At 59.8% G+C, this 25,022-nt stretch carries 20 protein-coding genes, 2 tRNA genes and 1 pseudogene; 5 read left to right on the top strand and 18 right to left on the bottom strand.

Translation table 11 applies throughout. The features are described from left to right. Window positions 1-1,552: 1,552 nt before the first annotated feature. From AC6I6H_RS01155 to AC6I6H_RS01145, 3 genes and pseudogenes are all read right to left on the bottom strand, one after another. Window positions 1,553-2,965 (bottom strand): annotated as a pseudogene (locus tag AC6I6H_RS01155) (glycosyltransferase family 2 protein); the annotation flags it as partial. Continuing rightward, on the bottom strand, window positions 2,962-3,975 hold the full coding sequence (locus AC6I6H_RS01150; protein ID WP_497949813.1) for a HEAT repeat domain-containing protein: 1,014 nt from the start codon (window positions 3,973-3,975) through the stop codon (window positions 2,962-2,964). The pseudogene AC6I6H_RS01155 and the gene AC6I6H_RS01150, both read right to left, overlap by 4 nt. Then, window positions 3,975-5,180 (bottom strand): response regulator, encoded by a 1,206-nt coding sequence (locus AC6I6H_RS01145; RefSeq protein ID WP_497949810.1) that lies wholly within the window; start codon window positions 5,178-5,180, stop codon window positions 3,975-3,977. Before AC6I6H_RS01145 ends, AC6I6H_RS01150 begins: the two co-directional genes overlap by 1 nt. A 251-nt stretch (window positions 5,181-5,431) precedes the next feature. Between AC6I6H_RS01145 and AC6I6H_RS01140 the strand changes: the two genes are divergently transcribed. After that, window positions 5,432-6,025 (top strand): TetR/AcrR family transcriptional regulator, encoded by a 594-nt coding sequence (locus tag AC6I6H_RS01140; protein WP_497949808.1) that lies wholly within the window; start codon window positions 5,432-5,434, stop codon window positions 6,023-6,025. A gap of 74 nt (window positions 6,026-6,099) precedes the next feature. Further along, complete coding sequence (locus AC6I6H_RS01135) at window positions 6,100-7,320, top strand: MFS transporter (RefSeq protein ID WP_497949806.1); 1,221 nt, start codon at window positions 6,100-6,102, stop codon at window positions 7,318-7,320. Between the two features lie 162 nt (window positions 7,321-7,482). On the opposite strand, the gene AC6I6H_RS01130 is transcribed toward AC6I6H_RS01135, so the two are convergent. The 10 genes from AC6I6H_RS01130 to pyrR all read right to left on the bottom strand — a co-directional run bounded on the left by AC6I6H_RS01130 (window position 7,483) and on the right by pyrR (window position 16,914). Continuing rightward, a tRNA-Ile gene (locus AC6I6H_RS01130) sits at window positions 7,483-7,556 on the bottom strand. 45 nt (window positions 7,557-7,601) lie between these two features. Further along, a tRNA-Met gene (locus tag AC6I6H_RS01125) sits at window positions 7,602-7,678 on the bottom strand. 83 nt (window positions 7,679-7,761) lie between these two features. Further along, window positions 7,762-7,932: a hypothetical protein gene (locus AC6I6H_RS01120; RefSeq protein WP_497949803.1), complete on the bottom strand. Its 171-nt coding sequence runs from the start codon at window positions 7,930-7,932 to the stop codon at window positions 7,762-7,764. A 184-nt stretch (window positions 7,933-8,116) separates the two neighbouring features. Continuing rightward, window positions 8,117-8,728 (bottom strand): phosphatidylglycerophosphatase A family protein, encoded by a 612-nt coding sequence (locus AC6I6H_RS01115; RefSeq protein ID WP_497949799.1) that lies wholly within the window; start codon window positions 8,726-8,728, stop codon window positions 8,117-8,119. Window positions 8,729-8,934: 206 nt separating this feature from the next. Continuing rightward, window positions 8,935-9,567, bottom strand: coding sequence for an orotate phosphoribosyltransferase (pyrE, locus tag AC6I6H_RS01110; RefSeq protein WP_497950240.1), 633 nt, complete (start codon window positions 9,565-9,567; stop codon window positions 8,935-8,937). Window positions 9,568-9,574: 7 nt separating this feature from the next. After that, the gene (gene pyrF, locus AC6I6H_RS01105; RefSeq protein WP_497950235.1) at window positions 9,575-10,273 is read right to left on the bottom strand and encodes an orotidine-5'-phosphate decarboxylase; all 699 of its coding nucleotides are present in this window, start codon (window positions 10,271-10,273) and stop codon (window positions 9,575-9,577) included. A 186-nt stretch (window positions 10,274-10,459) separates the two neighbouring features. Continuing rightward, the gene (gene carB, locus AC6I6H_RS01100; protein WP_497949796.1) at window positions 10,460-13,690 is read right to left on the bottom strand and encodes a carbamoyl-phosphate synthase large subunit; all 3,231 of its coding nucleotides are present in this window, start codon (window positions 13,688-13,690) and stop codon (window positions 10,460-10,462) included. After that, window positions 13,674-14,909 carry a glutamine-hydrolyzing carbamoyl-phosphate synthase small subunit gene (gene carA, locus AC6I6H_RS01095; protein WP_497949794.1) on the bottom strand — a complete coding sequence of 412 codons (1,236 nt, stop codon included), beginning with the start codon at window positions 14,907-14,909 and terminating at the stop codon, window positions 13,674-13,676. The genes carB and carA overlap by 17 nt, the downstream gene beginning before the upstream one ends. A 93-nt stretch (window positions 14,910-15,002) precedes the next feature. Beyond that, on the bottom strand, window positions 15,003-16,310 hold the full coding sequence (pyrC, locus tag AC6I6H_RS01090; protein ID WP_497949791.1) for a dihydroorotase: 1,308 nt from the start codon (window positions 16,308-16,310) through the stop codon (window positions 15,003-15,005). A 58-nt stretch (window positions 16,311-16,368) separates the two neighbouring features. Next, window positions 16,369-16,914 (bottom strand): bifunctional pyr operon transcriptional regulator/uracil phosphoribosyltransferase PyrR, encoded by a 546-nt coding sequence (pyrR, locus tag AC6I6H_RS01085; RefSeq protein ID WP_497949789.1) that lies wholly within the window; start codon window positions 16,912-16,914, stop codon window positions 16,369-16,371. 460 nt (window positions 16,915-17,374) lie between these two features. On the opposite strand from pyrR, the gene dapD reads away from it, so the two are divergent. Next, window positions 17,375-18,085 carry a 2,3,4,5-tetrahydropyridine-2,6-dicarboxylate N-acetyltransferase gene (dapD, locus tag AC6I6H_RS01080; protein WP_497949787.1) on the top strand — a complete coding sequence of 237 codons (711 nt, stop codon included), beginning with the start codon at window positions 17,375-17,377 and terminating at the stop codon, window positions 18,083-18,085. A 10-nt stretch (window positions 18,086-18,095) separates the two neighbouring features. Continuing rightward, window positions 18,096-19,247, top strand: a complete 1,152-nt coding sequence (locus tag AC6I6H_RS01075) for an N-acetyldiaminopimelate deacetylase (RefSeq protein WP_497949782.1) — start codon at window positions 18,096-18,098, stop codon at window positions 19,245-19,247. 136 nt (window positions 19,248-19,383) lie between these two features. Here AC6I6H_RS01075 and AC6I6H_RS01070 read toward each other — a convergent pair whose 3' ends face one another. The 4 genes from AC6I6H_RS01070 to lspA all read right to left on the bottom strand — a co-directional run bounded on the left by AC6I6H_RS01070 (window position 19,384) and on the right by lspA (window position 23,552). Beyond that, a complete protein-coding gene (locus AC6I6H_RS01070) occupies window positions 19,384-20,655 on the bottom strand; it encodes a DNA recombination protein RmuC (protein WP_497949777.1) in 1,272 nt (423 codons plus the stop codon). 220 nt (window positions 20,656-20,875) lie between these two features. Next, on the bottom strand, window positions 20,876-22,030 hold the full coding sequence (locus AC6I6H_RS01065; protein WP_497949772.1) for an aminotransferase A: 1,155 nt from the start codon (window positions 22,028-22,030) through the stop codon (window positions 20,876-20,878). 84 nt (window positions 22,031-22,114) lie between these two features. Continuing rightward, on the bottom strand, window positions 22,115-23,059 hold the full coding sequence (locus AC6I6H_RS01060) for an RluA family pseudouridine synthase (protein ID WP_497949767.1): 945 nt from the start codon (window positions 23,057-23,059) through the stop codon (window positions 22,115-22,117). Further along, complete coding sequence (gene lspA, locus AC6I6H_RS01055) at window positions 23,034-23,552, bottom strand: signal peptidase II (protein ID WP_497950232.1); 519 nt, start codon at window positions 23,550-23,552, stop codon at window positions 23,034-23,036. Before lspA ends, AC6I6H_RS01060 begins: the two co-directional genes overlap by 26 nt. Before the next feature lie 148 nt (window positions 23,553-23,700). Here lspA and AC6I6H_RS01050 point away from each other — a divergent pair, with 148 nt between their 5' ends. Continuing rightward, window positions 23,701-24,453 (top strand): TraR/DksA C4-type zinc finger protein, encoded by a 753-nt coding sequence (locus AC6I6H_RS01050; RefSeq protein ID WP_497949763.1) that lies wholly within the window; start codon window positions 23,701-23,703, stop codon window positions 24,451-24,453. A 216-nt stretch (window positions 24,454-24,669) separates the two neighbouring features. Here AC6I6H_RS01050 and AC6I6H_RS01045 read toward each other — a convergent pair whose 3' ends face one another. Then, window positions 24,670-24,999: a DUF5665 domain-containing protein gene (locus AC6I6H_RS01045; RefSeq protein ID WP_497949759.1), complete on the bottom strand. Its 330-nt coding sequence runs from the start codon at window positions 24,997-24,999 to the stop codon at window positions 24,670-24,672. Window positions 25,000-25,022 lie beyond the last annotated feature (23 nt).

Here is a 25,022-nt window from a genome sequence, read left to right as displayed (position 1 = left end):
CGGTTGTGTCCGCCGCCCCGGGCTGTACGCTCAGCTTGTTCCCGAGGCGCTCCCACTCGCCGGCGTCTCCGTCCACGCGAACCGCAAAGCCGTCCGCGCCCGGATCAAAGCTGAGCAGCCCGAACTGCTGCTCGTTCGTTTGCGCGTTCGACCAGAACGGACGGCGGTCGGGATCGTCATAGTCCATGTTGTTCCAGGTGCGTTTGAACCACTCGTCCTGCCAGGTGAAGACAAGCCCGCCGGCGAAGCCCTCCGTGTAAATGTCCTCAAACAGCCGGCTGTCGATCCGCCCCTGCTCCGTTTCGCTGTGGAAGCCCTGGTCCCAGCCGCTTACGTTGCGGTGAGTCAGCCCCCGGGAGCCGGGAACGCCGTATTCCGCCACCACAACCGGCATCCGGTGCGCCTGCTTCAGCTCGTGCAAGTACCCTGCGTAGTTGTTTTTTTCGCCCCGGTGGTCGACGTACTCCGTATAGGCGGGATCGTAATTCAGGAAATCCGGGTAATACGGATACACGTGATAAGCCGCAAAATAACCCGCCTGCAGCGCCTCCTTCGGGAAGATGCGGTTCGGATCGACCGTTACCATATCTTCCTTATCGGACGGTTCGTACGGGTGCTCCAGCAGATCCGTCGTCACCCAGTTGGTGAAGCTGACCGGACGCTGCCAGCCGTACTGCTTCTGCTCGTAAGCGACTGTGGTCTCCAGCCGTTCGGCCAGCCAGATTTCAAACGGCGAAGCCGCCTCCGTCCGGAAGTAAGCTCCGTCAAAATCCGTCATGCCTTCGTGGGTCTTGTTTGTCGATGCGACCATTTCCGGGTCCCATTCTACGCCGATCATCCATCCCAGCACATAAGGGGAAATATCCGTGCGGTACGCCCCCGACGCATGACCCGGCCGGGCTTCCAGCTCGGCGTTGCCGTGCACCAGATCAATCACCCGCTTGATTTCCGCTTCAAACTCGTCCCGGTTGACGGAGGCGAACGCATCGCCGGTGGAAACGAGATTTTCCTCGTTGGCCCAGACGCCGTGAATGATATACAGCGGCTGCTCCGCTTCCCGGTTGTACTCGGCCAGCGCTTCATAGAAGCCGGGCGGGTGAATCGTATAGACCCGCACCACATTGGCGTTCATCTCGCCGATTTGCCGGAACCAGCGCGCGTACTCCTCTTTGGTAATCGCTGTTTCACCGGGAAAAGAGCCGGGCTTGGCAATGCCCATATTGACCCCTTTCAGCAAAAGATCCGTCCATTCGCCGTCCCGGAGCACCTGCAGATAAGACGGTCCGACCCGTGCCGGAATCGTACTTCCGTTCAGCTGGACCGTTTGCGTATTCGGTTTCGGTTTCACCAGTGCCATCCCTCCGTAAACCGCTCCGCCGGCAAAGAGCAGAACCAGGCCCGCGTACAGGACGGCGCGCTTGACGGGGCGCCGCTTGCGCGGTTCCGGGGATGCCGCCGGTGCGACGGCAGCGGTGAAATCCAGCGCCGCCGCAACAGGGGCAGGCGCCAAAGGGGCCGCAGCCGACGTCGGCGCCGGTGCGGCGGGCGCAGAAGCGACGCCTTTGCGCTTCATCTCGCCCCAGCCGCGCTTGCCGGTAAACCACTGGGCGATCCCCTGCACGCGCCACAGCACGGTAAGCGGACGGTACCAGAACGTCTCGGTCATCGCATAGAAAAACAAACGCAGAATGTCCCGCACCTTCGGATACTTCCGCAGGCTCCACTCCTCCAGCAGAACGGCGCCCATGGAAAAGAGCGAGCCGTACAGCAGGCAGACGGAGAACAGAAGCGCAGCAAACGGCCAGTATACCGGTCCGGCGAACAGAGAGACAACCAGCATCAAATAGGCGGCCAGCTCTACAACCGGGCCAAGCAGCTCGATAAACAAAAAATAAGGCATGGATACAAAACCGAGCAGGCCGTACTTCGGGTTGCCGATCATCCCGCGGTGCAGCTTCAGGCTTTCCAAAAGACCGCGGTGCCAGCGGTTGCGCTGCCGGCGCAAATACTTCATGCTCTCCGGCGCTTCCGTCCAGCAGACCGGATCGGGAATGTAGACGATGGATTTGTTCAGCTTCCGGTCCCGGATCATCCGGTGCAGCCGGACAACCAGCTCCATGTCCTCGCCGACGGTATGCCGGCGGTACCCGCCGGCTTCGACGACCCAATGCTTGTCGAACACGCCGAACGCGCCGGAAATGATCAGCAGCAGGTTGTGCCGGCTTAGCCCGACCCTCCCGAGCAGGAAGGCGCGCAGGTATTCGATCACCTGCATGACGACAAGCGGCTTGCGCGAAAGTCCGATGCTGACCACTTCGCCGCTTTCGATACGGCAGCCGTTGGCGATCCGGATGCTTCCGCCGGACGCGATCACCTCGCCGTCGGAATCGAGGATGGTCTTCATGATTTTCAGGAAGGAGCCGCGTTCCAGCACCGAATCCCCGTCCAGCGAACAGAAGTAGGGATAGGCGGAATAGTTGATGCCGGCGTTCAAGGCATCGGCCTTGCCCCCGTTCGCCTTGTCCACCAGGATCAGATTCGGGTACAGCCGGGAGCGGTAAACCGCCTTGACCTCTTCCGTCGCAAGGCGCTTCTGAAACAAACGCTCCGCCGGCTCCATGGCGAACCGGTCCAGCATCGTTTGCAGCGTTCCGTCCTTGGAGCCGTCGTTGACGACGATAATCTCGAACTCGGGATACTGGATGCTAAGCAGCGAACGGACGCTGTCGTAAATACCCGCCTCTTCGTTATAAGCCGGCACGAGAATGGAAATCGGTTTGGCGTAGCTGAGATCAAGCAGCTCTTCGTAAGGCGTGTTCTCATCCAGCCGGTAGCTCCGGCGCAGCTGAACCGCCGACACGATCATAAAAAACGTATAAAACAGCAAAATGCACGCCATATAAAAGAAAATGAACCAGCCTGTCCCGGTTACGGCCAGGTCCAGCAGGTCGCGTCCCGTAGTCATTGGATTGTCGTCCCCCACCCTTGCGTTTCGTCCGCGCCGGTGTTCCCGCCGCGCAGCTCCGACCGGGCCTGCGCCGCCGCGGAGCGGACAAACCAGTCGGCGTCGTTTGCAAGCCGGTCGAGTACCGGCAAATACCGGGCATCTCCGATTTTTCCATACAGACGGGCCGCCATCATGCGCTCCTGCCAGGACGAAGAATCGGCGTGAACAGCATAACGGTCGAGCGCCGGAAGAAAGCTGAACTGCCCGAGCGCTTTCAGCGAGCGGATGCGGATTTCCGGATCGGCGTCATCCAGAAAGCCGTGCAGCCTGTCCAAAAAAGCATCTTTGCGCTGAAGCCCGATAATGTCGATGGCGATCAGCCGCCAGCGGTTGTCCATCTCGTCCAACCGGTCCGTCAGCTCCGCAAAAACGCCGTCTTCCATCTGGCTGACGATCAGCCGCCGCTGAAATTCCGAAAGCGGAACGCGGTTCTTTTTCAGCAGCTCCACCGTCCGGGGCGATCCCCACTTCGCCAGCAGCTTGAAGCGCTGCGCCGTTTCCCCCGAAGCGCCTGCAATGCCCGCTTCAAGCGGCGCCCGCACCTCCGGCTCAAGCTCGTCCATCCGGAATTTTTCAATCCGGAACAGGCTGTTCATGCGTTCGCTCCAGCGGCGGCTGTTCAGGTGGTTCCGATACGTTTCGGCAAAATGCCTGCTGGCGTAAGCCCGGTACCGGGCTACGGTTTCCTCTCCGCCCAGCACGGATGAAAACTGCTCCAGCAGGGCCTCCAGCGCCAGAAACTTCCCTCGTTTCCCCGATGGCGCAAGGACAAAATGACGGGAATCCGCCCCGTTCAACAGATAGTCGTACATCGGCTGGCGGTACGCCTCCATTTTTCGGACAAGCTCGGCCCGCTGCCGGTTTTCATTCCATTTGCGAACAACCAGGTACCCGAGCATGAGCAGCAGCAGCACAGCAAGCGCAAGCAGCACCCAGATCAAGGCCGGAATCACCTTATCCGCGCTCATCAGCCGATTCTCCTTGCCAGCCGCCGGATGCGTGCCTGGACCTCAAGCAGGCTGAAGGGCTTGGTGACATAGTCGTCCGCGCCGAGCTCCAGCGCCCGGGCCACATCGGCCTCTCCTTTTTTACCCGTCAGCATCAAAACGGTATACCGGTCCGAGTCCTCCTGCGCGCGCAGCCGCTGCAGCACCTCGATTCCGTCCATCCGGGGCATCATCCGGTCCAAAATGACGAAATAGGCGCCTCCGTTCCGGGACCAGGGGTCGGAAAGAAAGGCCTCCCCGTCCGGAAACGCCCGGATCTCGGGCTTGCCCGTTTCGGGCAGGGCGGTTTTGACGAACTCGGACAGCATGGTGCGAATCACCATGTCATCGTCCACAATCGCAACCCGGAGCGGAGCCTGGGACGGCACCGCCTGCGAGGCTTTTTTGACCGCCTCCTGCCCCTCTATGCCGGATTCCCGCGCCGCGGCTCTGCCGCACAACGCATCGATCAGCCGTTTCTTGGCCAGCTGCCGTTCCAGGCGCGCCAGCAATTCGGCCGTTTCCAGCGGCTTGCGCACAAAATCGTCGGCGCCCAGCCGGTAAGCTTCCAGCCGGGTTTCCAGCCGGTCGTCGGCGCTCATTATGGTGACCGGAACAAGCTCCCGTCTCCACTCCTCGCCAAACCGGCGCACCAGTTCAAACCCGGAGGCGTCCTTCATGTTGAGGTCCAGCACAACGGCATCCGGCTTGTCCTCCTGAACGTACCGGGCAGCCTGATCGGCCCTCGCGGCCGGAAGCACCAGGTACCCTTGCCGCTCCAGTTCATCCTTTACAAACACGAGAAAGGGAATATCGTCATCCATCAGCAAAACGGTCGGACGGTCATCCGGAGCCTGGGAGCCTTCGGCCAGACGGCCCTGGGAAAACGAAAGCTCCGCATCTTCCTCCGCCTGGGCCTCCAGATGATAGGAGTGCTCCAGAAGCCGGTAAAGGAAACCTTTCAGGGAGTCCGCGTTCCACTCCGTCCCGGTGCGGCTGTCGAGACTTTCCAGAAGACGCAGCGCGGTTTCCGAAAGCTCGGGGAGGCCGATGGAGCCGGCGGAACCCCGAAGGGTATGCAAAAAACGGTAGACCTCGTCATGCGCGACCGGCTCCCGGCTTCGTTCGAGCCACTCTTCCAATTGCGCCTTCATATTTTTCAGCAGCGCCAGTTGATACTTGTTCATTCGACCACCTTATTTGGTAAGACATGCTATATTTGTGATATATCAATTGTGCTATATCAGTATAACGTTTTTTAGATTAGAATGACTATGCGAAAAACGGGCTAATTTGCTTGTTTCGTTTTGAAATCGGCTCTCCCCCTTATTTCCCGGCCTGGTTGGGTTGCCAACCGGAGAATCGCCTGCTATAATACTGAACGAACGTTCGGTCAGTATGTACCGGACTCTCTTTTACCGCCGAATGGAGCGTGCCAATGAACAAAAAACAAATCCAGCGGGAGCAAACCCGAAAAAAAATGACGGATGCGGCCAAAGCCCTGTTTATGCAAAAAGGCTACCGGGCTACCTCCATAGAGGATATTTGTGAAGCGACCGGAAGCAGCAAAGGAAACATCTACTACCATTTTAAAAGCAAAGAAGGCTTGTTCCTCGCTTTGATGGATGAGTGGGACACGGAATGGGAGAAAGAGTGGGCTTCTCGGGAGCCGTCTTACCGGACCGCTTCCGCAAAGCTGGCCGGCATGGCGGAAATGATTGTTCTGGACGACCGGAATCACCCCCTGACGAAGGCCGCCGACGAGTTTTTCGGCGATCCGAGCATCACCGGCCCGGTCGAAGACCGCGTAAGCGAAATCATTGGCCGCCACCTGGCTTTCAATGAACGTCTGCTGCAAGAAGGAGTTCAAAGCGGGGAATTTCGGCCGGATGCCGATCCCAAGCAAGCGGCGCACGTTCTGGAAGGATTATTTGTCGGACTGGGCAAACTGACACGAAACAAGAACGCCGAGGAGGCGCTGAAGCTGTACCGCTCGGCCATGGAGATTTTCATCAAAGGCATTTCGGGTTGACGGCGGATTTGCCGAGGCTTCCTTTTTTTTATAATCCCTACACATGCTTCTTTAACAACCGGAGGATTGCGATCATGTCACTATTGACTCGAAACCGGGGAGCCATTCTGCTCCTCATGCTGAATATTTTTCTGGTATTTACCGGAATCGGACTCGTAGCGCCCGTCATGCCGGCTTACATGACGCTGCTTGATATTAACGGAAGCCTCGTCGGCTTGATGGTTGCGGCGTTTTCCCTGACCCAGTTTCTGTTTTCCCCGTTTGCGGGCAACCTTTCCGACCGCTGGGGCCGCAAAAAAATCATCGTGCTCGGCATGATCGTATTCGCCCTGTCCGAGCTTCTTTTCGGAGCGTCGAGCCGGATTGAGCTGCTATTCGCCGGACGGATGCTCGGCGGCATCGGCGCCGCCTTGATTATGCCGGCCGTCATGGCTTATGCGGCCGATGTTACCTCGAATGAGGAACGGGCAAAAGGAATGGGCCTGATTAACGCCGCCATCACCACCGGGTTTATTATCGGACCGGGGATCGGCGGTTACCTGGCGGAGTTCGGCCTTCGGGTCCCGTTTTACGGAGCCGCCGGGGCGGGCGTTGTTGCGGCGGTCGTCACCCTTCTGATTCTCCCGGAATCGAAAGTCGCGCCAAAAGCGGCTTCCGTTCCGGCCGAAACAAAGGTCAAAGAACCGAGCTTGTTTACCCAACTGCTTCATTCGCACCGGGAACCCTTTTTCATCAGCCTGCTTCTCGTGTTTGTTGTTTCCTTCGGCCTGGCAAATTACGAAACCGTCTTTGGGCTTTACGTAGACCACAAGTTCGGGTTCACTTCCAAGGACATTGCTTTTATTTTCACCTTTGGTTCGATTGCCGGCGCGGTGGTCCAGTTGACCGTCTTTGGCTGGATACTGAACCGGTTTGGCGAAAAGCGCGTCATTTTCTTCTGCCTGGTCGCCGCCGGAGTGTTCATTCTGCTGACGCTGTTTGTTCACCGCTATTGGCTCATTGCCGCCGTGACGTTCCTCGTCTTTCTGGCCATCGACATTCTCCGGCCAGCCATCGGCACGCAAATGTCCAAGATGGCGGCGGACCGGCAGGGTTACGTCGCCGGCTTGAATTCCGCCTACACCAGCTTCGGCAACATAATCGGCCCTATCGTTGCAGGCCGCTTGTTTGACGTCAACCTGGATTATCCGTTCCTCTCCGCGACCGTGGTTCTTCTGCTCGGCTCGGTCCTCTCCTATCGGAGCGGCCGCGCCGCCAAAGCGGGAAAGCTGGCAAGCGGCGGGCAAGAATTGTAATTCCGTTATTAAGCAGCTTTAACCTGCTCATAGGCACAAAAAAGCAGGCGTGGAGCTCCACGCCTGCTTTTTTGTACGGGTCTTGCCTTAGCCTTTCAAGGCTCTCAATTTTAAAGTGAAAATAAAAAAAACCCTCTTCTCTGGGTTCCGGTAATTGGGAAGTGGGCCCTACAGGACTCGAACCTGTGACCAATCGGTTATGAGCCGACCGCTCTAACCAACTGAGCTAAGGGCCCTGAAGAGCATTCCATTGTATAAGTGCAAAACATTGAAAGTAAAATTGGTTGCGGGGGCAGGATTTGAACCTGCGGCCTTCGGGTTATGAGCCCGACGAGCTACCGGGCTGCTCCACCCCGCGTCGTCTTTCGAAGCGGCCTTTTTATCGGCCACAAGAAATAATATACCGCATACGCAAAACGATGTCAATCATTATTTATCCCTTTACGGAACGGGGACATAACGCACTCCGAATTTCCCTTTGCGCGACCGGTAAATCTCAACCGATTTGGGGCAGTCATACCCGTAAATCCACCAGTCCTCCTCCATCCGCTTGGCCAGGCAGCTGGCTTGAAATTTGGAGTCATACAGCCGAGCCCAGTATACCCATTTCATTGTGCGTCCTCCTTTATCTGCTGCTGCTTGCTTTAGCATGCCCGGAGGCGAAGCATTTTACCGATGCTCCCCAACCGTAAAAAAACCGCTGTGCCTTTTGAACGGTTAAAGGCAAGCGGTTTTATTATCTGGGAAGTGCGATAGGGGAGCCAAACCGGATTTCGTCGGCGGCCCGGACGCAGGCTCAGCTAGCCGCATTTTCTCCTTCCGGTGCGAGCGGATTCAGCACGACGACTTCGGCCGTTTCCTGCTTCGCTGCTCCCGCCGCCGCCTCGCGGGCGGCAAAATCCGCAGCGGCTTCCACCGCATCGCGGTGCCGGTGCGCCAGACGGCTGGATGCCGAGGACGCAATGCTCGCCACCAGATCATCCAGGAATGTGTTGACTTTGCCGGTCGCTTTGTTGTCCAGCTCGCGGATGATGCCGGTCTTTTGCTTATCCAAATAGCCGAATGTGGTCACGGCGATGCTTCCGTAGCCAAAAACCGCACCGATCGCCAGCGTCTCGTCGCAGCCGAACAGTCCTTCGTCGGCTTTCAGGATCGACAGCAGCGGCTCCGAGAGCTGGCCCTTTTCGGCCAATTCATCCAGTTCAATGCCGACCAGGATGGCATGCTGAAGCTCCCTCTTCTCCAGTACGGCGCGCACGCTTTCCAAACAAGGCTCCATTTGCAGATCGGGGTGATACGGCAGCTGCAGGCTGTGGACGATATCGGCGATATCCTCCAGCTTCACGCCCCGCTCTTCAAGCTTCCGCAATACGGCTTGATGCACTTCCCGGCTGTGGACACTTTTCATAAAATCCTCCCTTTCCCCTCCATACGGCGAACCCGGATCAAGGCACCGGGCAAAAAAGACAAAAGGAAATAATGGCTGTTTCCTTATTGTAATCCCATTTGAACGAAGAGTCACGCAAAAAAGCCCTCCGTCCGGCAGGCGTCCGTATGGATCGCCGCGCCTTGGATGGAAGGCCGAAGAAACCTGAAACCTCTCTAATAAAACGGTTATTTGCCGTACTCGGCCGGATTTTCCCGCCAGGCCTGCAGCTTGGCGACCGCGTCTTCTTTGATGTACCCCTGGGCGGCGGCCGTTTGCACCAGCGCCGTGTAGTTGGACAAGGTTTGCAGCGGAATTCCGCTTTCGGCAAAGACCTGCTCGGCTTGCGGGAATTCGTAGGTGAAAATCGCCAGCACGGCAAGAACCTCGCCGCCTGCCGCCTGAACGGCCTTTGCCGCCTTCAGCGAGCTGCCGCCGGTGGAGATCAAATCCTCGATGACCACGACCTTTTTGCCCTGCTCCAAAACGCCCTCAATCTGGTTTTCCTTGCCGTGCCCCTTCGCCTTGTCCCGGACGTAAATCATCGGCAGGTTCAGCTTTTCCGCGACCCAGGCGGCATGCGGGATGCCCGCGGTCGCCGTGCCCGCAATCACTTCCGCTTCCGGGAAGTTGGCCCGGATGATTTGCACGAACCCTTCGGCGATGATATTGCGGATGACCGGATAGGACATCGTTAAGCGGTTGTCGCAGTAAATCGGCGATTTCAGCCCGGAGGTCCAGGTAAACGGCTCCTCGGGACGCAGCGAGACCGCTTGGATTTGCAAAAGCGAAGACGCAATGGTTTCTCTCAATTTCAACATCGGCACGTCAGATCAGCTCCTCCAGTATCGTTTCAAGCGCCAGGCGAGGGTCAGCGGAAGCCGTAACCGGACGCCCGACCACAATATAATCCGTTCCTTCGGCAAACGCTTGCCGCGGCGTCATGATGCGTGTTTGATCGCCCTGTTCCGCGCCTTGGGGCCGAATGCCTGGCGTAACGGTAAGGAACCCGGCGCCGGCGGCTTCCTTAATCCGGATCACTTCATGGGGTGACGCGACCACGCCGTTCAGTCCGGCCTGTCGGGCCAGCATGGCATACCGCACGACCGTTTCCTCGACCGGCCCGGGAATGCCGAGCTCCCGGTTCATCGTTTCCTGCGAGGTGCTGGTCAGCTGCGTTACGGCAATAAGGAGCGGACGCGCCGCGTTGCACGGAGTACCGGATAGCGCTTTATCCATTCCTTCGCGCGCGGCCTCCATCATCAAGAGACCGCCGGCCGCGTGGACGTTAAACATATCCACGCCGAGCCGCGTGATGCTTTCCGCTCCGCCTTTTACCGTATTGGGGATGTCATGCATTTTCAGATCGAGGAACACCTTGTAGCCTCGTTCCTTTAACGAATGGATGAAATTCGGGCCGGCCGCGTAAAACAGCTGCATGCCCACCTTGAGGTAACAAGGGATCCCCTGCAAGGCTTTCAGAAGCCCTTCCGCCGCGTTCGCGTCCGGGTAATCCAGCGCCACCATCACTTTTCCCGCCCGTTCGCCGCGGCCGGCCCGCTCCCCGGCGAAACCGTCCGCACCTTTAACCAAATCGTTCCCCATTTCCGTCCTCCGCTTTCCTCGAATATTCGCCGATCCGTTTTTCGTTCCGCCCGCAAAAGGGGCTTACCCGCGCAAAATCGACCGGCTCCCGCCGATCGATCGTTGGCTTTACGGCCGTGCGCCCGCTTCCGCCGGAACCGGCATGGATTGCGAGGTGAAATTGATGGTTTGCAGCACATGCAGGAGTGCCCGGACGGTGTCGAGGGAAGTCATGCACACGATGCCGTTCTCGACGGATTCGCGGCGGATGCGGAACCCGTCGCGCTCCGGCTCTTTGCCTTTGGTCAGCGTATTGACCACAAAGTGCGCTTCGCCGTTGCGGATCAGATCAAGGATGTTGGGCGAGCCTTCGCTCAGCTTCTTGACTTTGTTCACCCGGAGGCCCGCTTCGGCAAACGCCGCCGCCGTACCGCCTGTGGCGACAATGTTGTAGCCAAGCTCGTCGAAGCCGCGCAGGATTTCGATTGCTTCTTCCTTGTCCTTGTCGGCTACCGTCACGATCACGGAACCGGTCGGCGGAACCTTCATGCCCGATCCGATCAAGCCTTTGTACAGGGCTTTGGCATAATTCCGGTCGCGGCCCATGACCTCGCCGGTGGACTTCATTTCCGGTCCGAGCGTGGTATCCACCCGGCGCAGCTTGGCGAAGGAGAACACCGGCACTTTTACCGAGACATGCTCCTGCTCCGGCCACAGCCCTTCCGAGTAGCCCAGGTCCGCCAGCTTGCGGCCCAGGATCGCCTGCGTCGCCAGGCCCGCCATCGGAATGCCGGTTACCTTGCTGAGGAAAGGCACCGTTCGGGAAGAGCGCGGGTTGACTTCGATGACGTACACTTCGTCTTTGTAGATGACGAACTGAATGTTCACCAGCCCGACCACCTCAAGCGCTTTGGCGATGCGGATCGTGACGTCGACGATCTTTTGTTTCAGCTCGGCCGAAAGGGTTTGCGGCGGGTACACGGCGATGGAGTCGCCGGAGTGGACGCCGGCCCGCTCGACATGCTCCATGATGCCGGGGATCAGGACCGTCTCCTTGTCGCAGATCGCGTCGACCTCCACTTCCTTGCCCAGCATGTAGTGGTCTATCAGCACCGGATGCTCCGGGTTGATTTTGACCGCTTTTTCCATATAGTTCAAAAGCTCGCGGTCGGAGTACACGATCTCCATCGCCCGGCCGCCCAGCACGTAAGAGGGGCGAACCAGAACGGGATACCCGTACTTCGCCGCGGTTCCGACGGCTTCGTCGACCGAGGTGACCGTTCCGCCCGGCGGCTGCAAAATCGCCAGTTCCTTCAGCAGAGCTTCGAATTTCTTGCGGTCCTCGGCCTTGTCGATGCTTTCCAGGTCGCTGCCCAGAATTTGGACGCCCGCTTTTTGCAGCGGCGCCGCCAGGTTGATGGCCGTTTGGCCGCCGAACTGGACGATGACGCCCACCGGCTGCTCGCGTTCGATGACGTTCATGACGTCTTCGAAGAACAGCGGCTCGAAGTACAGGCGGTCGGAGGTGCTGAAGTCGGTCGAAACCGTCTCCGGGTTGTTGTTGATAATGACGGCCTCGTAGCCCGCTTCGCGAATGGCCCATACGGCGTGAACCGTGGAGTAGTCGAATTCGATGCCCTGTCCGATGCGAATCGGACCGGAGCCCAGCACCACGACCTTCGGTTTGGCCGTTTCCTGCACTTCATCCTCCGTCTCGTACGTGGAGTAGTAGTAAGGCGTCGTCGCTTCGAATTCCGCCGCGCATGTATCCACCATCTTGTAAACCGGTTTGATTCCGAGCGACAGCCGGTATTCCCGGATTTCCGCTTCGGTGCCGTAGCTTGCGTTCGCATCCGCGCCCCGGCGGATTTCGGCGATGGCCCGGTCGGTAAAGCCTTTGCGCTTTGCCGCGAGCAGCAGCTCGGGCGACAGCTTTTCCGCAAGCAATTCTTCTTCGAACGCGATCATCTTTTGCAGCTTGTTGAGGAACCACCAGTCGATTTTGGTCAGCTCCTGGAGCTGCTCCAGCGAATAGCCGCGGCGGTAGGCTTCGGCAAGCAGGAAAATCCGTTCGTCGTCCGGACGCATCAAACGCTGCTCCAGCGTTTCCGTATCAAGGGTGACCGCATCCGGCAGATGCAGGCGGTGGAGGCCGATTTCAAGCGAGCGGATCGCCTTGTGAATCGATTCCTCGAACGTCCGGCCGATGGCCATGACTTCACCGGTGGCTTTCATCTGGGTGCCGAGCCTGCGGTTGGCGGAAGTGAATTTATCGAACGGCCAGCGCGGGATTTTGGACACAATGTAATCCAGCGTCGGCTCGAAGCAGGCGTAGGTTTGGCCCGTCACGGGGTTGACGATCTCGTCCAGCGTGTAGCCGATGGCAATCTTGGCGGCCATCTTCGCAATCGGGTAGCCCGTCGCTTTGGACGCAAGCGCCGACGAGCGGCTGACCCGCGGGTTTACCTCGATGACGTAATATTGGAAGCTGTGCGGATCAAGCGCGAACTGCACGTTGCAGCCGCCTTCGATGTTGAGCGCGCGGATGATTTTCAGGGAAGCGGAACGCAGCATTTGGTACTCGCGGTCCGAAAGGGTTTGGCTAGGCGCCACAACGATGCTGTCGCCCGTGTGCACGCCGACCGGATCGAAGTTTTCCATGTTGCAGACGACGATGCAGTTGTCGCCCGCGTCGCGCATAACTTCGTATTCGATCTCCTTCATGCCGGCGATGCTCTTCTCGATCAGGCATTGCCCGATCGGGCTGTACCGGATGCCGGAGCTGACGATTTCAAGCAGCTCGGCTTCGTTCGCCGCGATGCCGCCGCCCGTTCCGCCGAGCGTGTAGGCCGGGCGCACGATGATCGGATAGCCGATTTCGTTGGCGAAATCGATCGCCTCCTGCGCCGTCGTCACAATGACGCTGTCCGGGACCGGCTGCTCCAGCTCGCGCATGAGGTCGCGGAACAGGTCGCGGTCTTCCGCTTTCTCGATAGCCGTCAGCTGGGTGCCGAGCAGCTTGACGTTTTCGCGCTCCAGCACTCCCGCTTTTGCCAGCTCGACGGCCATGTTCAGGCCGGTCTGGCCGCCCAGGGTAGGCAGCAGGCCGTCCGGCTTTTCCTGGCGGATGATCTGGGTGACGAACTCCAGGTTGATCGGTTCGATGTATACCTTGTCGGCGATGTTCGTATCGGTCATGATCGTGGCCGGGTTGCTGTTGATCAGGACAACCTCCATGCCTTCTTCTTTCAGCGCCTGGCAAGCCTGCGTACCGGCGTAATCAAACTCGGCCGCCTGGCCGATGACGATCGGCCCGGAGCCGATCACGAGTATTTTTTTGAGCTTATTGTTTTTGGGCATAATCCGGTTCTCCTTTCGGGCTGGTCGACGCTTGCTTGGCCGGCTGGCTGATGGAACGGGCGGCTGCGGCTGTCACGGCTCCGCCGTTTTGCGCGGCTTTCCTGGATTCGGCGTACATGACCGCCTGGCGCGGCGGCAGAGCGCGGCTCGTCTGGTACGAGCGGATCATGTCCAGAAAGTCGTCGAACAGATAGCCCGAATCAAACGGTCCGGGTGCGGCTTCGGGATGGTATTGCACGGAAAAAGCCGGGAATTCGGTATGTCGGACCCCTTCGACCGTTCCGTCGTTGTTGTTGATGTGCGTAATTTCCAGCTTTGTGGTTTTGATGCTCTCCGGCTTCACCGTGTACCCGTGGTTCTGGGAGGTGATGTAGCAGCGTCCCGTCGCCAGTTCCTTGACCGGGTGGTTGCCGCCGCGGTGGCCGAACTTCATCTTTTCGGTGTCCGCGCCGCAGGCGAGCGCCAGCAGCTGGTGGCCGAGGCAGATGCCGAAGATCGGGTATTCCCCGAGCAGAGAGCGGATCGTTTCCACCGCATGGGGCACGTCCTTGGGGTCCCCCGGGCCGTTGGACAGCATGATGCCGTCCGGAGCGATCCGGCGGATTTGATCGGCGGTCGTGTCCTGGGGCACGACGATCACGTCGCAGCCGCGTTTCGTCAGGTCGCGGACAATTCCGCTTTTGGAGCCGTAGTCCAGCACGACGACGCGCTCGGCGGCGCCCGGGTTGTGGAACACGCTCTTGACGGACACGCGGCAAACCTGGTCGGTCATCAGTCGGGCCGCATTGAGGCGCTCCCGCAGCTCTTCGACCGGCTGATTGCCGGTGGCGAGCAGCCCTTTCATCGTGCCGTGATGGCGCAAAATCCGCGTCAGCATCCGCGTGTCGATGCCGCTGATGCCCGGGATGCCGTATTCCTTCAGCAGGCTGTCGACCGTGTATTGCGCCCGCCAGTTGCTGGGCGCCTCCTCGTGCTCGCGCACGACAAACCCGTGCACAAACGGACGGATGGATTCAAAATCGTCCCGCGTAATGCCGTAGTTCCCGATCAACGGGTAAGTCATGGTAACGATCTGACCGCAGTAGGAAGGGTCGGACAGCACTTCCTGGTACCCCGTCATTCCTGTATTGAACACGACCTCGCCGATCGTTTCGCCTTCGGCTCCGAACGCCAGGCCGGTAAACAACGTACCGTCTTCCAGCAGCAATTTCGCTTGCATGCCTTCCACTCCCTCTCTAAGTAAACGCCGCGCCTTCCGCCTCGGGCTTACGCCCGGATGAGCGGGGCCGGCGAGAATTCGTATGTCTGATCCTTACAAAACCGAACCGGCAAAATGCGGCTCCATCCATACCACATGCCCCGACGCCACCGTGACGACCGGCCAGCCGCTCAGCTTCCAGCCGCCGAACGGCGTATTCCGGCTTTTGGACAGGAACGTCTGCGGATCCACTTCGCGCTCCCCGTCCAGGTCGATCACCACCAGATCCGCCGCCTGGCCGGGCTCGATACGCCCGTACGGCAAGCCGAACACATCCGCCGGCTTCGCCGTCATCCGCTCCAGCAGGAAGGACAGCGTCCACCTGCCCGTTCGGACGAATTTGGTGTAAAGAAGCGGGAAGGCGGTCTCGAAGCCGACAATCCCGAAGGGCGCGAGCTGCATGCCTTTGGCTTTCTCTTCTTCGCTGTGGGGCGCGTGGTCGGTCACGATGATGTCGATCGTTCCGTCCTCCAGCCCCTCGATAACGGCTTCCACATCGCGCCGGCTGCGCAGCGGAGGATTCATTTTCCAGTTGGCGTCCGGTTCCGGTATGTCTTCTTCCGAAAGCACCAGATGGTGCGGACAAACTTCCGCGGTCACGTTAACGCCGATCTGCTTGGCCTGGCGGATCAGCCGCACCGACTGCTCGGCGCTGACGTGGCACACATGGTAATGCGCGCCGGTCGCTTCCGCCAGCAGGATGTCCCGCCCGACGTGAATGGCCTCCGATTCGTTCGGGATGCCCTTGAAGCCGTGCTTCCGGGCAAAGCTTCCTTCCGCCACCGGCGCCCCTTCAACCAGCGAATTGTCTTCGCAGTGGGCGACGATGGACATGCCGAGCTCCTTCGCCCGCGCCATGGCGTCCTTCATCATCTGCGCGCTCTGGACGCCGACGCCGTCATCGGTGAAGGCAACCGCGCCCGCTTCCTTCAAAGCGGCGAAGTCCGTCAGCTCCCGGCCCAGCTCGTTCACCGTGATGCTGGCGTACGGCAGCACCCGGACCACGCCTTCGCGGACCGCTTTGTCCCGAATCCCGTTCAGCACGTCCGGCTTGTCCGCCACCGGCCGGGTGTTCGGCATGCAGGCGATGGTGGTAAAGCCGCCGCGCGCCGCCGACCGCGTCCCCGTGGCAATCGTTTCTTTATGCTCGAAGCCCGGTTCGCGCAAATGCACGTGCATGTCGATAAAACCGGGCGCGACCAGATTGCCTTTGGCGTCGATCACTTCGTGGCCGTCCAGGTTGAGGTCTTCCGCGTTTCCTTTATGAAGGGAGACAATCGTCCCGTTCTCGGTGAAAATGTGGCTCCGTTCTTCCCGATTGTCGCGGCCTTGCAGCCATCCGTTAATTATCCAGAGTCCCATTGTCTACCTCCGTGTTCATATTGTCGCCTTTGCTTTGGTTATCGCGCTTGCCGGCGGGTTACGCCTGCCCGCGCTGGGATATGATTACCTGATCGCAATCGTCCACCTCGGTGAGCCTTACTTCGATTTCCTCGGCCTTCGAGGTCGGTATGTTTTTGCCGACGTAATCCGGCCGGATCGGAAGCTCCCGGTGCCCGCGGTCCACCAGCACGGCCAGCTGGATCATTTCCGGCCGGCCTTTGGCCATAAGCGCGTCCATCGCCGCCCGCACCGTCCGGCCCGTATACAGCACATCGTCAAAAAGAATGAGCTTCCGGCCGTGTACCTCGCTTCGCCCGATGGAGCCGGACGTTACGGTCTGCTCGCGGTCCCGGTCGTCCCGGTAGCCGCTTGCGTCGAGCTCGACGACGGGAATCCGCGCGTTCTCGATCTCGGCCACCCTGGCGGCAATGCGCTCGGCCAAATAGATGCCGCGCGTCCGGATGCCGACAAGCACCAGGTTATCCACGCCTTTGTTTCGCTCCAGTATCTCATGCGCGATCCGGGTGAGCGCCCGCCGGACCGCCATTTCGTCCATCAGGATGTGCGCTTGCTGAACTGGCATGCCTGACAACCTCCCATTCATGGAAGCAGCGCGCTTGCTTGCCCGTTTATCGCCTGCGGATGGCCCCCGGCTGCCGCTATGCTGCCGGCGCCGGGGCTTCCTCGCAGCAAAAAACCTCTCGCCGCGGAGGCGAGAGGTTTTTTGGGTTCGAAGATCAGGCATTCCCGGTACGGCGCGCTCGCTTTAACGTAGCGCAGCGCGGATGCGGATATGCCTGCTTCGAATCGTCGATCACCTTGCCAGCCTCACGGGACTGTTTTTAAAGGCGCTGTTTGGTTATTGGCAATTATGCCACTCCGCGCGGGCGTTGTCAACTGGCACCGGCTTCCTGCCGCTCCGGCTCCGCCTTTGCGTCCGCGCGGAGGGAACGCCCGGATTGATAGAAAGACAATGGTTATGCTATAAAGGATGTAGCCGCCCGGCCTTCGGGCAAGAAGGGCCATTAAAAGGAGAGACAACGATGAGTGAAATGAACACGTATGAAATTATCGACTTCATCAAAAACAGCACGAAAAAAACACCGGTGAAAGTATATGTAAAAGGAAAGCTCGACGGCATCGACTTCGGCTCCGAGGTGCAGGCGTTTATCTCCGGTCCGAGCGGGGTGCTGTTCGGCGAGTGGGCCGTGATCAGCAAAGCGCTGGAGGAGCACAAGGCCTCCATCGAGGACTATGTTGTCGAAAGCGACCGCCGCAATTCGGCCATCCCGCTGCTTGACACAAAAGGCATCAACGCGCGCATCGAGCCGGGCGCCTTCATCCGTGAAAAGGTGTCCATCGGCAACAACGCCGTCATCATGATGGGCGCCGTTATCAACATCGGCGTCAGCATCGGCGAAGGCACCATGATCGACATGGGCGCCGTTCTCGGCGGCCGTGTGCAAGTCGGCAAAATGTGCCACATCGGCGCGGGAGCCGTGCTGGCGGGCGTCATTGAGCCGCCTTCGGCCCAGCCGGTCGTCGTGGAAGACGACGCGCTGATCGGCGCAAACGCCGTGGTACTGGAAGGCGTCCGCATCGGCGAGGGCTCGGTTGTCGCCGCCGGAGCCGTTGTTACCGAAGACGTGCCTCCGTTCTCCGTCGTGGCGGGCATGCCGGCCAAAATCCTGAAGCAGGTGGACGACAAAACGAAGTCCAAGACCGAAATTTTGCAAGAGCTTCGCCAGCTGTAAGGTGAGCGGCATGAAGGACATCGCCGCGGAAGCCATTCAGCCCTACATCGAGCTTCGCCGGAAGCTGCATCAAATCCCGGAGCCCGGCTTTCAGGAAGTGAAAACGCAGGCTCTCCTGCTGGAGCACCTTGCGGGGCTGCCCCAGGACCGGCTGGAGATCCGCAAGTGGCGAACCGGTATTCTGGCGCTGGTGAAGGGAACGGCGCCCAAACGAAGGCTCGGCTACCGGGCCGATATGGACGGGCTGCCCATTGAAGAGGAAACGGGCTATGCGTTCCGGTCCGGCCATCCGGGCTACATGCACGCTTGCGGCCACGACCTGCATATGGCCATCGGCGTCGGGGTGCTGGATCACTTCGTGCGCCATCCGATGGAGGACGACCTTGTCGTGCTGTTTCAGCCGGCCGAGGAAGGCCCGGGCGGCGCGCAGCCGATGCTTGCGTCGGAGGAGCTGCGCGACTGGATGCCGGACCAGATCGTGGCGCTGCATATTGCGCCGGAGCACAAAGCGGGCGTGATTGCGACCCGCCCCGGCATCCTGTTCGCCAACACCTCGGAGTTGTTCATCGACCTGACGGGTAAAGGCGGGCACGCCGCCATGCCTCATCAGGCGAACGATATGGTGGTGGCCGCGGCCCATCTGGTCGGCCAGCTGCAAACCATCGTGGCGCGGAACGTCAGTCCGCTGGATTCGGCCGTCATCACGATCGGCAAGATCGAAGGCGGCACAAAGCAGAACATCATCGCCGAGAAAGCGCGGCTGGAAGGCACGATCCGCACCCTCAGCGCCGAGTCGATGCTTCGGATCAAAAGCCGGATCGAAGCGCTTCTCCGTGGCATCGAGGCCGGCTTTGAATGCCGGGCCGAGCTGGATTACGGAGCAAATTATCTGCAAGTCTACAACGACCCAGCGTTGACGGGCGAGTTTATGGAGTGGCTGGCGCAGGACGGCGCCGCCGAGCTGGTGGAATGCCGAGAAGCGATGACCGGCGAAGACTTCGGCTTTTTCCTCGGTCAAATTCCCGGCTTTATGGTCTGGCTCGGCGCGGACACGCCGTACGGCCTGCACCACGCCAAGCTGGAGCCCGACGAGCGGGCGATTGGAACCGCCATTCGTACGATGACCGGCTACATCGCCTGGAAAAGCGCTCAGCCGCTTTAACCAAGAACCGCCGGGCTGCCCGCGTTTAGGATGCAGCCAAAACAACTGAAAAAACCGCCGGTAGGAGCCTCATGCGGCTTTCTCCCGGCGGTTTTCTTATGCAGCACGAATGGAATTAAGCTTTCCTACGTTTTTACTAGGCGTCCAGCTTCAAAAGCTCGTCCGCTTCGGCGGCCGGAAGCTCCTGCACCTTGTTCAGCTTGCGCTCGATGTTGCGGCTTTTGCGCGCGGCGCTTTCGATGGTGTTGCTCGCTTCCTGCAGCTTTTTGTGCGTCTTGTCCAGCAGATCGCCAAAGTTGCCGAATTCGGTTTTGACCGCGCCGAGCAGCTGCCAGACGTCGCTGGAGCGCTTCTCGATCGCCAGCGTCCGGAAGCCCATCTGGAGGCTGTTCAGAAACGCTGCGAGCGTTGTGGGGCCGGTGAGCACCACCCGGCATTCCCGCTGCAGCCATTCGCTCAGGCCCGGCCGGCGCAGCGCCTCGGCAAACAGCCCTTCCGTGGGCAGAAACAAAATGCCGAAATCGGTCGTATTCGGCGGGTCGATGTATTTGCTGCGGATGTCCTTCGCTTCCGCTTTGAGCCGCGCCTCCAGCAGCTTCAGGTGGCCGTTCGCGGCTTCCGCGTCGCCCGCCTCCTGGGCGTCCAGGAGCCGCTGGTAGTCCTCGGTCGGAAACTTGGAGTCGATCGGCATAAGCACAAAGCCGCCGTTTCCATCCTTGGCCGGCAGCTTGATCGCGAACTCGACGCGCTCCGCGCTGCCTTTTTTGGTGACGGCGTTGCATTCGTATTGATCCGGCGTCAGCGTCTGCTCCAGCAGATTGCCCAGCTGGATTTCGCCCCAGGTTCCGCGCGTTTTGACGTTCGTCAGCACCTTTTTGAGGTCGCCCACGCCGTTTGCCAGCGTCTGCATCTCCCCGAGCCCCCGGTGCACCTGCTCCAGCCGGTCGCTGACCAGCTTGAACGATTCCCCGAGCCGCTGCTCCAGCGTGGCGTGCAGCTTCTCGTCTACCGTCGCCCGCATCTGCTCCAGCTTCCGGCCGTTGTCCTCCTGCAGCTCCTTCAGCCGCAAATCGACTGTCTCCCGAAGCTTGTCCAGCTTGGCTTCCGTCGTACCGAGCTGGTTGCGCTGCAGGTCGGACAGCCGGTCCATAAACGCCAGCAGCGAGCCGTTGAACGCTTCCAGCTTGACGCCCAGCTCTTCTCTTGTCCGCCGGTCCGAAGCCTGCATTTCGTTCCGGTTCATCGCGAGCTGCTCGGCCAGGCTGCGCTCAAGCCGGTCCAGCTGCCGCTCCAGAAACGCCAGCCCCTCGCGAAGCCCGGCGTCGGGTTTGGCCGGTTTGCGCGTCATGAGAACGAGCAGTATGACCGCCTGCAAAGCTATCGATCCGATGAGTAATGTCGTCGTCAAAGCCGTTCCTCCTTGATGCTTGGTAGCCCTATTATAATCCGCCCGGCCCGAAAAGAGAAACATTTGTTCCGATTCCTCCGCCGGTCCGCACAAAAAAACCGGCTGTCCCTTCGGCAAGCAAGCCGCGAGGACAGCCGGTTAACCCGTGCGGATGAATGCACAAACGAATTTTCGGACCGAAATAAGCGGTACTTTCCGGCCGGCCAAGAAGAAAACCTCCTTACAAAGCGGTAACAAACCGCTCCAGGCGGTCGAAAGCGTCCCGCAGCGCCTCCATCGAATAAGCGTAAGACAACCGGACATAGCCTTCACCGTAAGAAGAAAACGCGTCGCCAGGGACAACCGCGAGCTTTTCCCGCTCCAGCAGCCGCTCCGCAAACTCCGCCGACTTCAGGCCATAACGCGCGATGGAAGGAAACAAATAAAACGCCCCTTCCGGCTCAACAACCTCCATCCCCATGCCCCGGAGCCTTTCGAGCGAATAATCGCGCCGGCGGCGGTATTCTTCCCGCATCGGCGCCGCATCGTCCCGGCCCGCCGTCAGCGCTTCAAGCGCCGCGTATTGGCTGATCGAAGTCGCGCAGGTGGCGTGGTACTGGTGAACCTTGACCATCTGCCGCGTCAGGTATTCCGGCGCAAAGGTAAAGCCGATCCGCCAGCCGGTCATGGAATGCGATTTCGACAGGCCGTTGATCACGACCGTCTTGCCGCGCAGGCGCGGGTCGGCTGCAATCGAGCGGTGAACGCCTGCATAGACCAGCTCGGAATAGATTTCGTCCGAAAGCACAAAAATTTCCCGGTTATGGAGGACTTCCGCAAGAGCCGCCAATTCCTCCTCGCCGTAGACACGGCCCGTCGGGTTCGACGGCGTGCCGAGGATGACGCACCGGGTTTTGTCCGTCAGCGCCCGCTCCAGCTTCTCCGCCGTCAGCAAAAACCCGGTATCCGTTGTGTCCACCAGCACCGGAATCCCGCCGCACAAGCGGATCAGCGGCTCGTATCCCGGGTAAGCCGGCGCGGGAAGAATGACCTCGCTTCCGTCTTCCAGGAGGGTCGCCAGGGCGACCTCCAACGCTTCAGTGGCTCCGACAGTGACCAGAACCTCGCCGGCTCCTTCGTAGACCAGGCCGTATTTGTCCGCTACGAACGAAGCGGCCGCCTCCCTTAGCTCAAGCAGTCCGGCATTTGGCGTATAGCCGGTTTTGCCCGAATCGATGGCCCGTTTCGCCGCTTCGAGAATATGCCCCGGCGTCGGAAAATCGGGCTGTCCAAGCGTCAGCTGGACCGCGTCCTTGTAAGCGGCCACTTTGTTCGCCATTTTGCGGATGCCGGAAATTTCAATCGCTTTGACCCGGGGGTTAATCCGGTTTTCCATCCCTGCAGTCCCTCCCCATTCTATCGCGAATCGGACAGCATACCGCGATGCCGGCATGCCTGCCGCTGTTCCGCTTTCTCTCAGTTAAAGGCTGCGGAGCCGCTGGAGAAGCCGTTCCATGTCCTCCGGAAGCGGAGCGGCAAACTCCAGATAATCGCCGGTCCGGGGATGCCGGAAGCCCAGAACGGCCGCATGCAGCGCCTGCCCGTCCAGCTCCCGGTCCTTGGGCCGTCCGTACGCCGGGTCGCCGACCAGCGGATGGCCGATGTATTTCATGTGTACGCGAATTTGGTGCGTACGCCCGGTTTCCAGCTTGAGCTCCAGAACGGTGAACTCCCCGATCCGCTCCAGAACGGCAAAATGGGTGACCGCGTGCTTGCTGTTCTTGCCGGTCACGGTGAACAGCTTGCGGTCGGACGGATCGCGCCCGATCGGGGCATCCACCGTGCCCTTGTCATGCGGTACATTGCCGTGGACGACAGCGATGTATTTGCGTGTCACGCTGTGCTCCTTCAGCTGCTCCGCAAGCGAAGCATGCGCCAGGTCGTTCTTGGCCGCCATGAGAAGGCCCGAGGTATCCTTGTCGATGCGGTGCACAATGCCCGGACGCAGCACCCCGTTGATGCCGGACAAGTCCTTGCAGTGGTAAAGCAGCCCGTTGACCACCGTACCCCCGGAGTGGCCGGGAGCCGGGTGCACGACAATGCCCCGCGGCTTGTTCACCACGACGACATCCGGGTCCTCGTAAACGATTTCCATGTCCACCGGCTCGGCTTCAATCCGAAGCTCCTCCGGCTCCGGCACGCGGACCTCCACGCTGTCTCCGGCCGCAAGCTTGTAGTTGCTTTTGACCGCTTGCCCGTTGATCCGGACATGCCCGTCCTTGATCCACTGCTGCACAAGAGAGCGGGAGACGTCCGCTTCCAGCGCTTCCGTCACATGCTTGTCGATGCGTTCCCCGGCGTCTGCCGGGGACACGGTCCATTCTTCCGTTTCAGCGGAATCAGGATTCGGGATATTGGGATTCATCGGTTTTTGTTTTCCTTTCTTGGCGCCACTCGAGCAGGGTGTCCAGCAGAATCAGAATCACGCCGAAGGTGATGCCTATATCCGCCACATTGAAGGTCGGGAAGGTGTAGTTGACGTTCAGTCCGAACAGGGAAAATTCAAAATGAAACCGCAAAAAGTCCACGACTTCCCCGAACAGGGCCCGGTCCAAAAAGTTGCCCAAAGCGCCGCCAAGCAGGAACGCGAGAGCGGTGGCCATAAGCCGCTTGCCTTCTTTGAGACTATGGCGCATGTAAATGACGATGCCCACGACGACGACAATCGTTACCACCAGAAAAAACCAGCGCTGCCCTTCCAAAATGCTGAATGCGGCCCCGCTGTTGCGGATCGAAGTGATGCTGAAAAAGTCTCCGAGCACCGGAACGCGTTCATACAGGTCAAGATTTTGGACAATCAGCCATTTCGTGCCCTGGTCGATCAGAAAAATGATAAGGGCGATCAATAAATAAAAAATCAAACTCAGTTCCTCCTCGCGTGCCGGCGGCCGTTCGGCCGGTTCCGGTTTGCAATGGTTGCCTTACTTCACAGCCGATTCTTTTGATGAATCCCCCGGTTTCCGCCCAGACTAACCCGTATCACGAGCGCGGAGGAGGTAACAGCAGGTGAACCATCTTACCCAAGAGCAGCAGCAGGACTTGCGCCGCGCGCTTCGGCGGGAAAAAGCGGAGCTGGAAAAAGAACTGAACGCGAACGGCCACTTCGGCATGTCCGAGTCATTGGCCGACTCCATCGGCGAGCTTGCCGCTTACGACAATCACCCGGGCGACATCGGGTCCGAGCTTTTCGAGCGCGGCAAGGACCTTGCCTTGAACGAAAACACGGAACGGGAGCTTGGAAACGTCAACGCGGCCCTGACCCGTATGGCGGAAGGAAGGTACGGGGTCTGCGCGGAATGCGGCCAGCCGATTCCGTATGAGCGGCTGCGCGCCATCCCGTCCGCCGCCTATTGCACCCAGCATACACCGCGCCAATTCGTTTCCGCAAGACGTCCGATCGAAGAAGAATTTTTGGCTCCGCCCTTCGGCCGCACCAGTCTGGATGAGCACGGCGATCAGAACGGCTTCGACGGCGAGGATGCCTGGCAGATCGTCGCCGGCTGGGGCAACTCCAACTCCCCGGCGCTGGCCGAGGATCCCGAGATCAACGATTACGAAGACGTCCAGATCGAAAACGGCGAAAACGACGGCTATGTGGAGGACATCGAAAGCTTTCTGGCGACCGATCTGTACGGTGAGCAGCGGTTTATTGTCCGCAACCGGGAATATTACAATTATATCAAAAGAGAAGAAGGCGACCCGCTGCTTGTTCCGGACGGCGATGAAGACGAGAACGACGGCGTTTCGGATTACCGCTGAGCCGGCTTGTCTCTAGACCACAGGGTGCAATCGGTGCCTCCCGCACGGCTCCGCCGGCAAATACGAAAGTGCTGCCCGGAAAGGGGCAGCCTTTTCGCATCCGCGGACGCCTTTCAACCCGCCTAGCTGATCGCACACAAAAATCAAAAAACCGTTTCGCCGCGCCGGCTTCGGAGTCGGCAGTTCTGCAACGTTTCACGCAGCCGCATCGTCCAGTCAGCGGTACGTGCGCCGCTCCAGGTTCGCCTGGACAACCTCCACCAGCTTGGCGATGTAATCCCCGATGATCGGCAGGTTGAGCGCGCCGAGATATTGAAGCACATAGAGCAGCGTGGCGGTAAACACTGTCACGCCGATGGCAACGCCGACGCCGCGTGCCAGACCGCCCAGGAAGTTGTTGTAGATCAGCTTCCAAGGACGGTTGAGCAGCTGAACGTAATCGGCAATCTGAACGCGCTCCATTTCGTTGGCTACCTTTTTGACCCGTTCATTCAGCTCGTACAGCACGCGGCGGTCGTAATCCTGCAGCCGGTCCCTTTCCTTCATGTTGCGACCTCCATGTCCGGCGG

The sequence above is a fragment of the Gorillibacterium sp. sgz306347 genome, from assembly GCF_059735245.1.
This window is presented reverse-complemented; position numbering and strand designations above follow the sequence as displayed.

Excerpts from the sequence above, each read along its gene's own strand:
- AC6I6H_RS01150 (WP_497949813.1), bottom strand. The coding sequence starts at position 3,975 with ATGAGCGCGGATAAGGTGATTCCGGCCTTGATCTGGGTGCTGCTTGCG.
- AC6I6H_RS01145 (WP_497949810.1), bottom strand. The coding sequence starts at position 5,180 with ATGAACAAGTATCAACTGGCGCTGCTGAAAAATATGAAGGCGCAATTG.
- AC6I6H_RS01140 (WP_497949808.1), top strand. The coding sequence starts at position 5,432 with ATGAACAAAAAACAAATCCAGCGGGAGCAAACCCGAAAAAAAATGACG.
- AC6I6H_RS01135 (WP_497949806.1), top strand. The coding sequence starts at position 6,100 with ATGTCACTATTGACTCGAAACCGGGGAGCCATTCTGCTCCTCATGCTG.
- AC6I6H_RS01120 (WP_497949803.1), bottom strand. The coding sequence starts at position 7,932 with ATGAAATGGGTATACTGGGCTCGGCTGTATGACTCCAAATTTCAAGCC.
- AC6I6H_RS01115 (WP_497949799.1), bottom strand. The coding sequence starts at position 8,728 with ATGAAAAGTGTCCACAGCCGGGAAGTGCATCAAGCCGTATTGCGGAAG.
- pyrE (WP_497950240.1), bottom strand. The coding sequence starts at position 9,567 with ATGTTGAAATTGAGAGAAACCATTGCGTCTTCGCTTTTGCAAATCCAA.
- pyrF (WP_497950235.1), bottom strand. The coding sequence starts at position 10,273 with ATGGTGGCGCTGGATTACCCGGACGCGAACGCGGCGGAAGGGCTTCTG.
- carB (WP_497949796.1), bottom strand. The coding sequence starts at position 13,690 with ATGCCCAAAAACAATAAGCTCAAAAAAATACTCGTGATCGGCTCCGGG.
- carA (WP_497949794.1), bottom strand. The coding sequence starts at position 14,909 with ATGCAAGCGAAATTGCTGCTGGAAGACGGTACGTTGTTTACCGGCCTG.
- pyrC (WP_497949791.1), bottom strand. The coding sequence starts at position 16,310 with ATGGGACTCTGGATAATTAACGGATGGCTGCAAGGCCGCGACAATCGG.
- pyrR (WP_497949789.1), bottom strand. The coding sequence starts at position 16,914 with ATGCCAGTTCAGCAAGCGCACATCCTGATGGACGAAATGGCGGTCCGG.
- dapD (WP_497949787.1), top strand. The coding sequence starts at position 17,375 with ATGAGTGAAATGAACACGTATGAAATTATCGACTTCATCAAAAACAGC.
- AC6I6H_RS01075 (WP_497949782.1), top strand. The coding sequence starts at position 18,096 with ATGAAGGACATCGCCGCGGAAGCCATTCAGCCCTACATCGAGCTTCGC.
- AC6I6H_RS01065 (WP_497949772.1), bottom strand. The coding sequence starts at position 22,030 with ATGGAAAACCGGATTAACCCCCGGGTCAAAGCGATTGAAATTTCCGGC.
- AC6I6H_RS01060 (WP_497949767.1), bottom strand. The coding sequence starts at position 23,059 with ATGAATCCCAATATCCCGAATCCTGATTCCGCTGAAACGGAAGAATGG.
- AC6I6H_RS01045 (WP_497949759.1), bottom strand. The coding sequence starts at position 24,999 with ATGAAGGAAAGGGACCGGCTGCAGGATTACGACCGCCGCGTGCTGTAC.